At 65.4% G+C, this 13,404-nt stretch carries 11 protein-coding genes and 1 riboswitch; of the genes, 9 read left to right on the top strand and 2 right to left on the bottom strand.

Annotation, left to right across the window (positions count from 1 at the left end; genetic code table 11):
* Positions 1–224 precede the first annotated feature (224 nt).
* The 4 genes from KO516_RS05890 to KO516_RS05905 all read left to right on the top strand — a co-directional run bounded on the left by KO516_RS05890 (position 225) and on the right by KO516_RS05905 (position 3,982).
* Complete coding sequence (locus KO516_RS05890) at positions 225–1,229, top strand: DctP family TRAP transporter solute-binding subunit (RefSeq protein ID WP_216002864.1); 1,005 nt, start codon at positions 225–227, stop codon at positions 1,227–1,229.
* Between the two features lie 61 nt (positions 1,230–1,290).
* Positions 1,291–1,806, top strand: coding sequence for a TRAP transporter small permease (locus KO516_RS05895; protein WP_216002865.1), 516 nt, complete (start codon positions 1,291–1,293; stop codon positions 1,804–1,806).
* Positions 1,793–3,124, top strand: coding sequence for a TRAP transporter large permease (locus tag KO516_RS05900; protein WP_252737429.1), 1,332 nt, complete (start codon positions 1,793–1,795; stop codon positions 3,122–3,124). The genes KO516_RS05895 and KO516_RS05900 overlap by 14 nt, the downstream gene beginning before the upstream one ends.
* Positions 3,125–3,208: 84 nt before the next feature.
* Positions 3,209–3,982 carry an IclR family transcriptional regulator gene (locus tag KO516_RS05905; protein WP_216002866.1) on the top strand — a complete coding sequence of 258 codons (774 nt, stop codon included), beginning with the start codon at positions 3,209–3,211 and terminating at the stop codon, positions 3,980–3,982.
* Between the two features lie 46 nt (positions 3,983–4,028).
* Here KO516_RS05905 and KO516_RS05910 read toward each other — a convergent pair whose 3' ends face one another.
* Entirely contained in the window at positions 4,029–4,991 is a 963-nt protein-coding gene (locus tag KO516_RS05910) for a 2-hydroxyacid dehydrogenase (protein ID WP_216002867.1), read from the bottom strand.
* A gap of 126 nt (positions 4,992–5,117) precedes the next feature.
* A riboswitch (TPP riboswitch) is annotated at positions 5,118–5,212 on the top strand.
* A gap of 52 nt (positions 5,213–5,264) precedes the next feature.
* Here KO516_RS05910 and thiM point away from each other — a divergent pair.
* Genes thiM through tenA form a run of 4 tightly spaced genes read left to right on the top strand, consistent with a single transcriptional unit; the run spans position 5,265 to position 8,144 of the window.
* Positions 5,265–6,068 carry a hydroxyethylthiazole kinase gene (thiM, locus tag KO516_RS05915; RefSeq protein ID WP_256444152.1) on the top strand — a complete coding sequence of 268 codons (804 nt, stop codon included), beginning with the start codon at positions 5,265–5,267 and terminating at the stop codon, positions 6,066–6,068.
* On the top strand, positions 6,065–6,676 hold the full coding sequence (gene thiE, locus KO516_RS05920) for a thiamine phosphate synthase (RefSeq protein ID WP_216002869.1): 612 nt from the start codon (positions 6,065–6,067) through the stop codon (positions 6,674–6,676). The genes thiM and thiE overlap by 4 nt, the downstream gene beginning before the upstream one ends.
* The gene (gene thiD / locus KO516_RS05925) at positions 6,673–7,479 is read left to right on the top strand and encodes a bifunctional hydroxymethylpyrimidine kinase/phosphomethylpyrimidine kinase (RefSeq protein WP_216002870.1); all 807 of its coding nucleotides are present in this window, start codon (positions 6,673–6,675) and stop codon (positions 7,477–7,479) included. The genes thiE and thiD overlap by 4 nt, the downstream gene beginning before the upstream one ends.
* Positions 7,476–8,144, top strand: a complete 669-nt coding sequence (gene tenA / locus KO516_RS05930) for a thiaminase II (RefSeq protein ID WP_216002871.1) — start codon at positions 7,476–7,478, stop codon at positions 8,142–8,144. Before thiD ends, tenA begins: the two co-directional genes overlap by 4 nt.
* Positions 8,145–8,286: 142 nt before the next feature.
* Here tenA and KO516_RS05935 read toward each other — a convergent pair whose 3' ends face one another.
* A complete protein-coding gene (locus KO516_RS05935; RefSeq protein WP_216002872.1) occupies positions 8,287–9,891 on the bottom strand; it encodes a glucan biosynthesis protein in 1,605 nt (534 codons plus the stop codon).
* 351 nt (positions 9,892–10,242) lie between these two features.
* Between KO516_RS05935 and KO516_RS05940 the strand changes: the two genes are divergently transcribed.
* Positions 10,243–13,032: a bifunctional aconitate hydratase 2/2-methylisocitrate dehydratase gene (locus KO516_RS05940; protein ID WP_216002873.1), complete on the top strand. Its 2,790-nt coding sequence runs from the start codon at positions 10,243–10,245 to the stop codon at positions 13,030–13,032.
* Positions 13,033–13,404 lie beyond the last annotated feature (372 nt).

A 13,404-nucleotide genomic window follows, 5' to 3' on the forward strand; every position in this document is an offset into this window, starting at 1 on the left:
CGTCGAGCGTGTCCACATAGTGGATGACTGATATGATGGGTTACGGTGACATACCCCGTCAATAGATTTTTCTTCCCCATATTTTACGGGACAAAAGCTAGGTTTCCAGAAATCCGGCAAAGAATCTTGACCAATTGACCTTGAACCAAAGTCCACTTTATGGACACACTCCGCTGGCGCTGTTGGAGGACAGCCAAGATTTTTTTTCCGAGGGAGGAGACGTCATGACCCATTTGCGCATGGCCGCCGCGTTTGCAGGCGCGCTGGCATTCACCATCAGCGCCGCGCAGGCCGATACGCTGCGCCTGTCGCACAACACCGGCGACCAGACGACATGGCAAAAAGGCGCTGACAGGTTCGCCGAACTGGTCGAAGAGGGCAGCGGCGGCGAGACCTCGATCCGGGTGTTTCCCAACGCCCAGCTGACCGGCGGCGACCAGATGAAACAGGCCGAGATGGTCGGGCGCGGCTCGATCGACTTCGTGGTGACATCGGCGATCAACGTCACGCCGCTGGTGCCCGAGATGGCGGTGTTCTCGCTGCCCTATCTTTACGCCAACTACGATCAGGTCGATGCCACCACCGGCGGCGCCCCCGGCGAGAAGATGGCCGAGATCCTTGCAGAGCACGGCCTGCACCTGCTGGCATGGGGCGAAAACGGCTTTCGCGAGGTGACCAACAACAAGCATCCGATCAAGACGCCCGATGATCTCAAGGGGCTCAAGATGCGCGTCGCCGGGCCGATGTACATCGACGTGATGAACGCGCTTGGTGCCAACCCACAGCAGATGCAATGGACCGAGACCTTTTCCGCGCTGCAACAGGGCGTGGTCGACGGGCAGGAAAACCCCATCGGCGCGGTGATCATCCCGCAGCGCGTCTACGAGGTGCAAAAGTACATCACGCCGTGGCACTACAGCTATGATCCGATCTTCATCGCCACCTCGGAGAAGAACTGGGAAAGCTGGGACGATGAGACCCGCGCGATGATCTCGGGGGCGGCCGAGGAAGCGATGGCCTACCAGCGAGAGATCACCCGCGAGGCTACCGCCGACGGGCTTGAAACCCTGAAGGCCGAGGGCATGGAGGTCTACACCCCCACCGACGCAGACCTCGCCGCCTTCCGCGCGGCGACCAAGGCGCCCTTCGACACGTGGGCGGCAAAGGTCGGCGACGATCTGGTGAGCCTCTTCCAGGACACGATTGCCGGCGCGTCGGCCACCCAGTAACTCCCCCGTTGCGGGCGCTCTTTGCGGGCGCCCGCAACGCATTCGCATTCGGGAGGACAAGATGAAACGCCTGATCGACAATTTCGAAGGCTGGGTCTGCGCGCTGCTGTTCCTTGGCATGACGTTGCTGGGGTTTGCCAACGTGGTGGTGCGCTACCTCACCAGCTATTCCTTTGCCGCGACGCAAGAACTGTTGCTGACCGGGTTCCTGCTGATCACGGTGTTCGGCGCCAGCCTCGCCGCGCGCGAGGGCCAGCATCTTGCGGTGACCTATTTCGCCGGGCTGTTCGGCACGCGGGTCGAGAGCGGGTTCAAGATCGTTGCCGCCGCCATCAGCACCGTGCTGCTGGCGCTTGCGGCATGGTACTGCCTTGATCTGTTGCGCAACCAGCTGGCCTCGGGCGTGACCACGCCGGGGCTGGGGCTGCCCGCGTGGTATTATTCCGCCGCGCTGCCGCTGGCCTTTGTGCTGATCGCCATCCGCACCGTGCAATTCGCCGTTGCCGATTGGCGCGACACTCATGCCGGGCGGCCTGCCGCGCCAATCGAGGAGCCTCGGAGCTATGCCGATGTTTGAGGATGTCAGTGCCGGCACGCAGATGCTGATCCTGTTCGCGACGCTGCTGTTGATCCGGGTGCCGGTCGCCTTTTCGCTGGGGATTTCGGCCATGTACGCCATGTGGCAGATGGGCTTCGGGCTCGACATGGTGGGCGATCTGATCTCGTCGGGGATCACCAAGTTCTCGCTGCTGGCGATCCCGTTCTTCATCCTTGCGGGGATGCTGATGGGCACCGCCGGGCTGGCCGACCGCATGGTGCGGTTCTTCCGCATCCTCATCGGTTCGCTGCCGGGAGGCATGGGGGTTGTGGGCGTCGTGGTGTCGCTGTTCTGGGGCGCGGTGTCGGGGTCGGGTCCGGCCTCGGTCGCGGCCATCGGGCCGATGATCATGCGCGGCATGGTCGAAGACGGCTATTCGCGCGCCTATGCCGCCGCGCTTGTCTGCACCGGCGCGGCGCTCAGCATCGTCATTCCGCCGTCGATCGGTCTGGTCGTTTACGGCGTCATCGCCGAGGTGTCGATCGGCAAGCTGTTCATCGCGGCGATCCTGCCGGGGCTGGTGATGGGCGTCATGATGCTGGCCACCCTGCCCTTTGCCCGCCGCGGCGCCCCCGAGGCGCAGGGCCGCCTTGCCGCCCGCAACGCCCGCGAACTGGCGCTGAGCGATGCCCCGTGGATCGCGCAGCTCTGGCAGAGTTTCCGCGATGCCTTCTGGGGCCTGCTGACCCCGGTGGTGATCCTTGGCGGCATCTATGTCGGCATTTTCACCCCGACCGAAGCCGCGGTGGTCGCGGCGGTCTATGCCATTGTGCTTGGCTTTGCCTATCGCACGCTGACCCTGAGCAGCCTGATGATCGCGGTGCAGGATGCGGCGCGGGCCTCGGCCGTGGTGATGATGGTGGTGACCTTCGCCAGCCTCTTTGGCTGGGTGGTCACGGTCGATGACGTGGTCGGAAAATATTCCGAGGCGCTGCTAAGCTTCAGCCACGCGCCGTTCCTTGTCCTTATGGTGATGGCGCTGGTGCTGCTGGTGGCGGGCATGTTCATGGATGCGATCACCATCATGTTCATCTGCCTGCCGATCTTCCTGCCGGTGGTGCATGAAATGGGCTGGGATCCGGTGTGGTTCGGCATCTTCCTGTCGATCACCCTTGCCATCGGGCTGTTCACTCCGCCGGTCGGTATCAACCTGTTCGTTGCGGCCAACATCACCGGCCTGACGCTGGAACGCATCGCTGGCGCGGCGCTGCCGTTCCTGCTGACGGCGATCATCGGCATCGCGGTGGTCGGCGCATGGCCCGGGCTGACGCAATACCTGCCGAACTGGATGCAATGACAGAGGGGGGGCAGGCGCGCCTTGCCCCCCTGCCCCGCGCGGGGCTAGTCTGTGCGCCAGCCACCGCAGCCAGGCCCGCATCGCATGACCAAGCCAGAACCCACCTCGGGGGCGCAGAGCCTTCACCGCGCCGTCGCGATCCTGCGCCTTGTTGCCGCCAATGCGCAGAGCGGCATCCGCCTGTCAGAGCTGTGCAAACGCACAGGGCTGGCGCGCACCACGGTGCACCGGATGCTGGGTGCGCTGGTCGGCGAAGGGCTGGTCGAACAGGATGCGGACACCGATCTCTATCATCTCGGGCGCGAAGCATGGCTGATGGGCCTTGCCGCGCAGGGGCGCTTTGGCATGGAAACGGTGGCTGCGGCGACGCTGGCGCGGATCAGTGCGCAATCCGGGGATATCGCGCTGTTTCTGGTGCGCTCGGGCACCCACGCGGTTTGCATCGCCCGCGAAGAGGGCAGCTATCCGGTGCGCACCCATACTGCTCAGGTCGGCGGGCGCTATCCGCTGGGGGTGGGCGGCGGCAGCCTTGCCATCCTCTCCGCCTGCCCTGACGACGAGATCGACTGGATCCTCGACAGCAACAGCGCCGAGCTGGCACGCGATCACCCGCGCCTGACCCCGGCACTGCTGCGCGAGATGGTGGCGCAGACGCGGGTGCGTGGCTATGCGCTGAACCCCGGTCTGGTCTATCCCGAAAGCTGGGGACTGGGCCTGCCGTTCCACGACCGGCAGGGCATGGTGCGCGGGGCGATCATGCTGGCCGGGGTGCCCGCCCGGATCGAGCCCCGCGCCGCCGAGGTCGCGCAATTGCTGCGGGACGAGGTGCCGCGCCTTGAGGCGCGGCTGTATCGCTAGGCTGCGGCGGCCGGTGCCGAGACAGGGCAATCGGCAAGGTGCAACACTAGCCCGGTAGGTAGGCCCCAAGATCAACCGGGGTCAGCAACTCCCGCCCCGCGAACAGCGCCGCAAGATTGTCGACCACGGTCTGCGCCATCGCATCGCGCGTCTGTACCGTGGCAGAGGCATGATGCGGCAGCAGCGTGGTGTTCGGAAGCGACGTCAGGCGCGGATCGGGGTCCGGCTCGCTGGCATAGACATCAAGCCCCGCATGACCCAGTCGCCCCGAACTCAGCGCATCAATCAGCGCCTCTTCATCGACGACCGAGCCGCGCGCCACGTTGACCAGCAGGCCCTGCGGCCCCAGCGCGTCGATCACCTCGGCGGAGATCAGCCCGCGCGTGCCCTCGCCCCCCGCCACGATGGCAACCAGCGTATCGCTTTCGCGGGCAAGCTGCACGAGGTCCGGCACAAAGCGCCACTGCGCCCCCTTGTCGCGCCGGTTCCAGTAGCTGACCTGCATCCCCAGTGCCGCGCCGCGCTCTGCGATGGCCTGCCCGATGGTGCCCAGCCCGACCACCCCCAGCCGCGAGCCAGCAACGCTGGTCTGCAATGGAAAGGGCCCCTTGCGCGCCCAGTCCCCTGAACGCACCCAGGCATCCGCCGCCACCAGCCCGCGCCGCGCCGCCAGCATCAGCAGGATCGCGGTATCGGCCACGTCGTCGCACAGCGCAGGCGAGCTGTTGGTCAGCGCAATGCCGCGCTGCGCCATGGTCGCAAGATCGAAGCCTTCGAACCCTGCCGAAGAACAGGCGACCAGCTCGAGCCGCGGCATCAGGTCCAGCATCTGCCGGGTCAGCGGCGCGTGGCCATTGGTGGCCAGCGCGCGGCAGGCCGGGCCGTGCTGCGCCAGAAACGCCTCTTTGTCCGGCGCAAGATCCCAGCGGTGCACGCGGTAGGCAGCGTCAAGCTGCGCCATTGCAGCCGGGCGCTGCGGGCAAAGCATCATCAGGTCGGGCTTGGTCATCGTGGGGACTCCGGTATGGTGTTGGCGCACCCGCAAAGATCTGACGCAAGTCACCCCCGACGGCAAGCCCGCGCCGCCCTGAACCGCAGGGCTTGACGCGCCATGCCAACGATGAAACCCTCGCGGCACTAGCGACAGGGGCGCTCGGGAAACCGGGCTGAGACGCACCCTTCGAACCTGAACCGGATAATGCCGGCGGAGGGAGGCGCGCAGGACTTGAACGGCCATGTGCCCTCTGTCTGCCAGTCTTCCCCCGCGCGGGAGGAGACAGAGTTGACCGACACAACAGCCGCAAACCAGCGCGCCGCCGAGGCGCTGCACGCCATGCGCACCGCCGCGCCGCTGGTGCACAACATCACCAATTATGTCGCGATGAACATCATGGCGAACGTGATGCTGGCGGCGGGGGCCTCGCCCGCGATGCTGCATGCCCGCGAAGAAGCCGCCGAATTCGCCGGCATCGCACAGGCGCTGACCCTCAACATCGGCACCATCTCGCCGCCCTGGGCCGAGGCGATGATTGGCGCGGCGCAGTCCATCGCGGGCAAGCCCTGGGTGCTTGATCCGGTGGCGGTGGGGGCGACGGGGTATCGCCGGGCGCTCGGAGCCGAGCTGCTGGCGCTGAGCCCGACGGTGATCCGGGGCAATGCCTCCGAGATCCTGTCTCTCGCCGGAACGCAAGCGGCGGGCAAGGGCGCCGACGCCGCCGACAGCGTCGCGGCAGCGCAAGATGCCGCCCGCGCGCTTGCGCTGCGGACCGGCGGCGTGGTCGCGGTGACCGGCGCGCTGGATTACGTCACCGACGGGACGCGCGCCGCCGAGGTTGCGAACGGTCACCCCATGATGCCGCGCATCACCGCGCTGGGGTGTTCGCTGACTGGCATCGTCGGGGCCTTCTGCGTCGGGCAAAATCCGTTCGACGCAACCGTCGCGGCGCTGGCCTTCTATGGGCTCGCCGGGGAACGCGCAGGAATGGCCAGCGCCGGGCCGGGCTCGTTTCAGGTGGCCTTCCTCGATGCGCTGGCGGCGATCACCCCCGAAGATCTGGCTGCGGGCGCAAGGATCGCGGCGCGATGATCCCGCCGCTGTGTTTCATCACCGATGCCACGGCCCCCGCCCCGGTCATCGAGCAGGCGCTGGCTGCTGCCGCCGGAGGCGCGGGCTGGGTACAGCTGCGCGACAAGACCCTGCCCGACCCGGCCTTCGCCGCGCTGGCCCGCGATCTGATGGCCCGGCTCGCGCCTTTGGGCGCGCAGCTGGTGATCAACGACCGGGTCGCGATCGCCCTCGCCATCGGCGCCCCGGTGCTGCATATCGGCCAGTCCGACGGCGATCCGGCGCAAATCCGCCAGCGCATCGGTCCAGACATGATCCTTGGCCTGTCGGTCGAGAACGAGGCGCAGCTAGGCGATGTGCCCGCCGGGGTCGACTACCTCGGCCTCGGGCCGATCTATGCCACCGCGTCGAAACCCGACCACGCCCAGCCCATCGGGCACGGCGGCTTTGCCCGCATCGCAGCGCGCAGCGCCCTGCCCTGCCTCGCCATCGGCGGAATCACCGCACAGGACGCCGCCGCCGTGAAATCGGCCGGCGGTGCCGGGCTTGCGGTGGTGTCTGCCATCTCGCGCGCGCCGGACATGACCGCCGCCGCGCGCCACCTTATGCAATCGTGGATGACCGCATGATCCCCAACATCCTGTCCATCGCCGGCTCCGACCCTTCGGGCGGCGCCGGCATTCAAGCCGACATCAAGGCGATCTGCGCCAACGGCGGCTACGCCATGAGCGCCATCACCGCGATCACCGCACAGAACACACAAGGCGTCAGCGCCGTCAGTCTCTGCGCGCCCGAACTGATCCGCGCGCAGATCGACGCGGTCCGCGCCGATATCACCATTCACGCGGTCAAGATCGGCATGCTGGGCGATGAGGCAATCACCGCCTGCGTTGCCGATGCGCTCGGCGGGCTGGAGTGCCCGGTGGTGCTCGATCCGGTGATGGTCGCCAAGGGCGGAGATCGCCTGCTGGCACAAGGTGCCGTCGCCGCGCTGCGCCAGCGCCTGCTGCCGCTGGCCAGCGTCATCACCCCCAACCTGCCCGAAGCCGCCGACCTTCTGGATCAGCCCGAAGCTCAGAGCACCGAGCAGATGCTGGCGCAGGCCCGCGCCCTGCTGGCGCTCGGGCCAAAGGCGGTTCTGCTCAAGGGCGGCCACCTGCAGGGCGCGCAAAGCCCAGATCTGCTGGCCACCGCCAGCATCGCGATATGGCTCGACGCCCCGCGTACCCTAACCCGCAACACCCACGGTACCGGCTGCACGTTGTCCTCGGCCCTTGCCACCCATCTTGGCGCCGGGCTGGCGCTCGATCAGGCCGCCTCAGCGGCAAAACATTACATCACCGGCGCCATCGCCGCCGCAGACGCGCTGAGCGTCGGCAGCGGCCACGGCCCGGTGCATCATTTCCACGCCTTCAAGGACGCCTCGACATGAGCTTCACGCAAGACCTCGCCGCCGCAACCGCCACGCTGCGCAAACAGATCCACGACATGCCCTTCAACCGCGCCCTCGCCGATGGCTCGCTGCCCAAGGACGCCTTTCAGGGCTACATCGTGCAAGACGCCCATTACCTCGAAGGCTTTGCCCGTGCCCTTGCCCTCACAGCGGCAAAAGCGCCGGACCCGGATGCCGTCGCGCAGCTATCTGGTTCCGCCGCCGGGGCCATCGCGGTCGAACGCCAGTTGCATGCTCACTATATGGGCCTGTTTGGCGTCAGTGCCGAGCGTTTCACAGCCACCGAAGTCTCCGCCGCCTGCGATCACTACGTCGCCTTCCTGCTGCGCACTGCCGCACTGGCGGATTTCGCCGAAAGCGTCGCCGCGCTGCTGCCCTGCTTCTGGATCTACCGCGACGTCGGCCACGAGATCGCGCGCATATCGCCCGAAGGAAACCCCTTCGCCGCATGGATCGACACCTATTCCGGCGAGGCCTTCGACGAGGCGGTAAGCCGAATGCTCGCCCTCGTCGATCGCAGCGCAGACGCAAGCGATGCCGCCACTCGCGTCCGAATGCACCGTGCTTTTGCAAAAGGCTGCTGGCATGAATGGCGCTTCTGGGACAGCGCCTGGCACCAGCAGGGCTGGCCCGCCCCCGCCTGAAGCGCCCCGAGCATCTTCTGGCCTCAAATATCCCGGGGGGTGAGGCCACAAGGCCGAGGGGGGCAGCGCCCCCCTTTTGCCCGCACGTCCAAGCGCAGAACGATCAGCCGCGCGCAGCATGTCTGTCAGCGATCCGTCCCGGTCAGGACAGCATGCGCCGCAACTGCGACGGGAACAGCTGCAACAGGCAGGTTTCGCTGCGCGCCGCGCCGTCGACTGCAATATACAGCCGCAGGTCGATGGGGCTGTCGTCTTCCTCAGGCAGCGCCGAGAAATCGAGATCGAAGACGGCGCGCCAGTAATCCTCGCCCACCACCGGGTAAGCGGCGTAACCGCCGGTCTCGCCCCGCGAAGTCGTCACCACCGGCACCACGCCCGGCCCACGCTCCAGCCCGTCAAAGCCAAAGCCGTCGAAATCGCAGACGATCTTGACGACGCCATCGGGCCGCGGCTGCCCCGGTACGCCGCCCGCGCCAATCCGCGTCGCGGTGAAGCGCGCGGCGTTCTGCGGCACCGGGCTGTCTTCGAACCATGTCAGACGATAGCCGAACTGATACTCGCGCCCCGCACTGGCCGGGTCGGTAGGGGTCCACATGGCGACGATATTGTCGTGGATCTCGTCATCGGTCGGGATCTCGATCAGGGTCACCGACCCGTCGCCCCAATCGCCGGTCGGCTGCACCCAGGCCGAGGCGCGTTTTTCATAGAACACCCCGTCATCCTGATATTCGTCGAAATCGCGCTCGCGCTGCATCAGGCCAAAGCCCTTGACGCCGGGGGTGTAAAAGCTGTTCGACATGGTGCGCGGCGGGTTGCCGAGCGGGCGCCAGATACGCTCTCCGTTCGAGGCGTGGATCTCAAGCCCGTCGCTGTCATGCACCTCGGGGCGCCAGTCGGGCGCAAAGCGCGCATCGGGTTTGCCGTACCAATACATCGAGGTCAGCGGCGCAAGGCCCAACCTGTCGACATCGCCGCGCAGGAACACATGCGCCTGCACATCCTGATCCGCGCCTTCGTCAGCGCGGGTCGAGGCGATGCGATACGCCCCCGTGGCGCGCGGACTTTCCAGCAGCGCATATGTGGTCAGAGCGCCATCGTCGCCCTGCTCCAGCCAGAAGCGGGTAAAGCGCGGGAATTCCTCGGGGCCGGTGGCGATGGCGGTATCCAGCGCCAGCCCGCGCACCGACAGACCAAACTGGCCCGAATAGCCCGATGTCCGCCAGTAGGACGCGCCAAGGAAGGCCATCCAGTCATTGCCGCCCGGCGTCTCCTGAACGCGAAAGCCCGCGAAGCCTTCGGTCTGGGTCAGGCCGCGGGCCGGGTTGCCTTCGGGGATGTCGAAGGCATCGAGCGTAAAGGGCACCTCGCGCGCCATGCCGTCCTCCAGCGCATAGATATGCACCGGCTCGCGGAAATACGTGCCCGGAAAGAAGAACTGCACCGGCGACTGGCCGGGGGCGTTCCACAGCGCCAGTTCTTCGCGAAAGCGGATCTGGTTGTGCCGGTCATAATCGATCTGATCGAGGATCGCGCCATCGGCCACCGGCATCGGCACAAACGGCTGCGCCGCAAGATCGCGCGCCATGCCCGTCAGCATCTCGAAATCGAAGGGTTCGGCCGGGCCGAACCGCAGGCCAGCCTCGGCGGCGGCCTGCTGGGCGCGCGCGGCTTCTGGCAAAAGGTGAAAGGCCCCCGCACCAAGGGCAGAGGCAAGCAGGGCACGTCGCGTCAGGGGAAATCCGGTCATGTCGATTCCGTTGGAAATGGGCGTTCCAGACCTATCTGGAGGCTGCGGCTGCATTCGCCAGTCTTTCCTGACTTGGCAAGCGGAACCCTGCTGAAATCCGCCGCTTTCAGCCCTGTTTCGAAGCAGATTGGCCAGGGCCTCGCAAGATAGCGCCCGTTTGCGCGCCCGTTGCCATGCTTTCATGCAAATCGGGCCTTGAGTTTGCTCGGTTTGCGGTATCCTTCCGGTGCAGGGCTCTTGCCGCGGCGCGCCGCATGGTATACAGCCGCATACAATCCTTCCCGCCATGCGCCGGTCGTGCCTGCGCAGGGCGATGTTTCCTTGACACAACGCTGAACAGCAGGGACCGCCATGAGCTTGTACACGGACTATCTCGCCGAAATCGAAACGCGCAAGACCGAGGGGCTTCACCCCAAGCCCATCGACGATGGCGCATTGGTCGCCGAGCTGATCGCGCAGATCGAAGAGCCGGGACATGCGCACCGTGCCGGCTCGCTGGACTTCTTCATCTACAACACCCTGCCCGGCACCACGAGCGCCGCTGGCGTCAAGGCCGCCTTCCTCAAGAAGATCATTCTTGGCGAAAGCCTCGTGCCCGAGATCACCCCGACCTTTGCCTTCGAGCTGCTGTCGCACATGAAGGGCGGCCCGTCGATCGGCGTGCTGCTGGATCTGGCGCTTGGCGAGGATGACGGTATCGCGGCGCAGGCCGCCGAGGTGCTCAAGACGCAGGTGTTCCTGTATGAGGCCGACATGGCGCGGCTGGAAGCGGCCTACAAGGCTGGCAACGCCATCGCCAAGAACGTGCTGGAAAGCTACGCCAAGGCCGAATTCTTCACCAAGCTTCCCGACATCGAGGAAGAGGTGGAGCTGGTCACCTATATCGCCGCCGAGGGCGACATTTCGACCGACCTTCTGTCGCCGGGCAACCAGGCGCATTCGCGCTCGGACCGCGAGCTGCACGGCAAGTGCATGATCTCGGAAACCGCGCAAAAGGAAATCGAGGCGCTGAAGCTGCAGCATCCCGGCAAGCGCGTGATGCTGATCGCGGAAAAGGGCACCATGGGCGTTGGCAGCTCGCGGATGTCGGGCGTCAACAACGTGGCGCTGTGGACGGGCAAACCGACCAGCCCCTATGTGCCCTTCGTCAACTATGCCCCCGTCGTCGCGGGCACCAATGGTATCTCGCCGATCTTCCTGACCACCGTGGGCGTCACCGGGGGTATCGGGCTTGACCTCAAAAACTGGGTCAAGAAGCTGGATGCCGACGGCAAGCCGATCCTGAACAACGAAGGCAACCCGATCCTCGACCAGAAATACTCGGTCGCGACCGGCACCGTGCTGAAGATCAACACCAAGACCAAGAAGCTGCTGAGCGAAGACGGCGAAGAGCTGGTCGATGTCGCCTCGGCCTTCACCCCCTCCAAGGTCGAATTCATGAAGGCCGGCAGCTCTTATGCAGTGGTCTTCGGCAAGAAGCTTCAGACCTTTGCCGCCGAGACGCTGGGCGTGACCCCGGCGCCGGTGTTTGCACCGTCCAAAGAGGTGTCGATCCCCGGCCAAGGCCTGACCGCGGTTGAAAAGATCTTCAACGCCAACGCGCTTGGCACCACGCCGGGCAAGATCCTGCACGCCGGCTCCGACGTGCGGGTCAAGGTCAACATCGTGGGTTCGCAGGACACCACCGGCCTGATGACGGCGCAGGAACTGGAAGCTATGGCCGCGACAGTGATCTCGCCGACCGTGGACGGCGCCTATCAGTCGGGCTGCCACACCGCCTCGGTCTGGGACAAGAAGGCGCAGGCCAATATTCCCAAGCTGATGTCCTTCATGAACGCCTTCGGTCTGATCACCGCGCGCGATCCCAAGGGCAGCTATCACGCGATGACCGACGTCATTCACAAGGTGCTCAACGACCTTACGGTGGATGACTGGGATATTATCATCGGCGGCGACAGCCACACCCGCATGTCCAAGGGCGTGGCCTTCGGCGCCGATTCCGGCACCGTCGCGCTGGCGCTTGCAACCGGCGAGGCAACCATGCCGATTCCGGAATCTGTCAAGGTGACCTTCACCGGCAAGATGAAGGATTACATGGACTTCCGCGATGTGGTTCACGCCACGCAAGCGCAGATGCTGCAACAGCACGGCGACAACGTGTTCCAGGGCCGCATCATCGAGGTTCACATCGGCACGCTGCTGGCTGACCAAGCCTTCACCTTCACCGACTGGACCGCCGAGATGAAGGCCAAGGCGTCGATCTGCATCTCCGAAGACGAGACGCTGATCGGCTCGCTCGAGCTGGCCAAGAGCCGTATTCAGGTGATGATCGACAAGGGCATGGAAAACGAGGCCGGCACGCTTGCGGGCCTGATCGCCAAGGCCGACAAGCGCATTAACGAGATCCGCTCGGGCGAAAAGCCCGCGCTGACCCCGGATGCCTCGGCCAAGTATTTCGCCGAGGTGGTTGTCGATCTTGATCTGATCGACGAGCCGATGATCGCCGATCCCGATGTCAACAACGCCGACCCGTCGCGCCGCTATACCCACGACACCATCCGCCCGGTGTCGTACTACGGCGGCGAAAAGAAGATCGACCTTGGCTTTGTCGGCTCCTGCATGGTGCACAAGGGCGACATGAAGATCGTCGCCCAGATGCTGCGCAACATCGAGAAGACAGATGGCAAGGTCGAATTCAAGGCACCGCTGGTGGTTGCCGCGCCGACCTATAACATCATCGACGAGCTGAAGGCCGAGGGCGACTGGGAGATCCTCCAGAAGTACTCCGGCTTCGAATTCGACGACCTGTTCCCCAAGACGCAGAACCGCACCGAATACGAGAACATCCTGTATCTCGAGCGTCCGGGCTGCAACCTGTGCATGGGCAACCAGGAAAAGGCGGCCAAGGGCGATACCGTTCTGGCAACCTCGACCCGGCTGTTTCAGGGCCGCGTCGTCGAAGACAGCTCCGAGAAAAAGGGTGAATCGCTGCTGGCCTCGACACCGGTGGTGGTGCTGTCGGCGATCCTTGGCCGCACGCCTTCTGCCGAGGAATACAAATCGGCGGTCGAAGGCATCGACCTGACCAAGTTTGCCCCGCCGATCGAAGTGCCGGGCACCGCGCGCTCGGTCCATTTCTGATCTCAGCCCGAGGGCAGGAACAGCGGGCAGCGCGGGAAACCGCGCTGCCCTTTTTACATTAGACGGCCTTCCGCTCGCAGCTTGTTCGAAATCTGGCACACCAGCGTAGAAATATCTCGAACGCTTCTGGATCGACGCTGTCATCCTGCGGACCGGGGTGCCCGGGCACCCGATACCGCAGCCGTCCGTTACGCCAAAAAGCCAATCGCTTTTATCGTGCTCGCATTTTCATTGCTGATCCGCTGAAGGCGTCGAAGATCCGGCGACCGTCTGCGTAGTCCGCTGCTTCATCAACTTCGAGCCAGATCAGCCCGCTTGCCTCGCAATGTTTCGAACCGCAGACCAGAGCGCTCTCTGAACCGCTCCGGGTTT

This window comes from Citreicella sp. C3M06, assembly GCF_018860705.1.
GTDB lineage: Bacteria > Pseudomonadota > Alphaproteobacteria > Rhodobacterales > Rhodobacteraceae > Salipiger.

Excerpts from the sequence above, each read along its gene's own strand:
- KO516_RS05890 (WP_216002864.1), top strand. The coding sequence starts at position 225 with ATGACCCATTTGCGCATGGCCGCCGCGTTTGCAGGCGCGCTGGCATTC.
- KO516_RS05895 (WP_216002865.1), top strand. The coding sequence starts at position 1,291 with ATGAAACGCCTGATCGACAATTTCGAAGGCTGGGTCTGCGCGCTGCTG.
- KO516_RS05900 (WP_252737429.1), top strand. The coding sequence starts at position 1,793 with ATGCCGATGTTTGAGGATGTCAGTGCCGGCACGCAGATGCTGATCCTG.
- KO516_RS05905 (WP_216002866.1), top strand. The coding sequence starts at position 3,209 with ATGACCAAGCCAGAACCCACCTCGGGGGCGCAGAGCCTTCACCGCGCC.
- KO516_RS05910 (WP_216002867.1), bottom strand. The coding sequence starts at position 4,991 with ATGACCAAGCCCGACCTGATGATGCTTTGCCCGCAGCGCCCGGCTGCA.
- thiE (WP_216002869.1), top strand. The coding sequence starts at position 6,065 with ATGATCCCGCCGCTGTGTTTCATCACCGATGCCACGGCCCCCGCCCCG.
- thiD (WP_216002870.1), top strand. The coding sequence starts at position 6,673 with ATGATCCCCAACATCCTGTCCATCGCCGGCTCCGACCCTTCGGGCGGC.
- tenA (WP_216002871.1), top strand. The coding sequence starts at position 7,476 with ATGAGCTTCACGCAAGACCTCGCCGCCGCAACCGCCACGCTGCGCAAA.
- KO516_RS05935 (WP_216002872.1), bottom strand. The coding sequence starts at position 9,891 with ATGACCGGATTTCCCCTGACGCGACGTGCCCTGCTTGCCTCTGCCCTT.
- KO516_RS05940 (WP_216002873.1), top strand. The coding sequence starts at position 10,243 with ATGAGCTTGTACACGGACTATCTCGCCGAAATCGAAACGCGCAAGACC.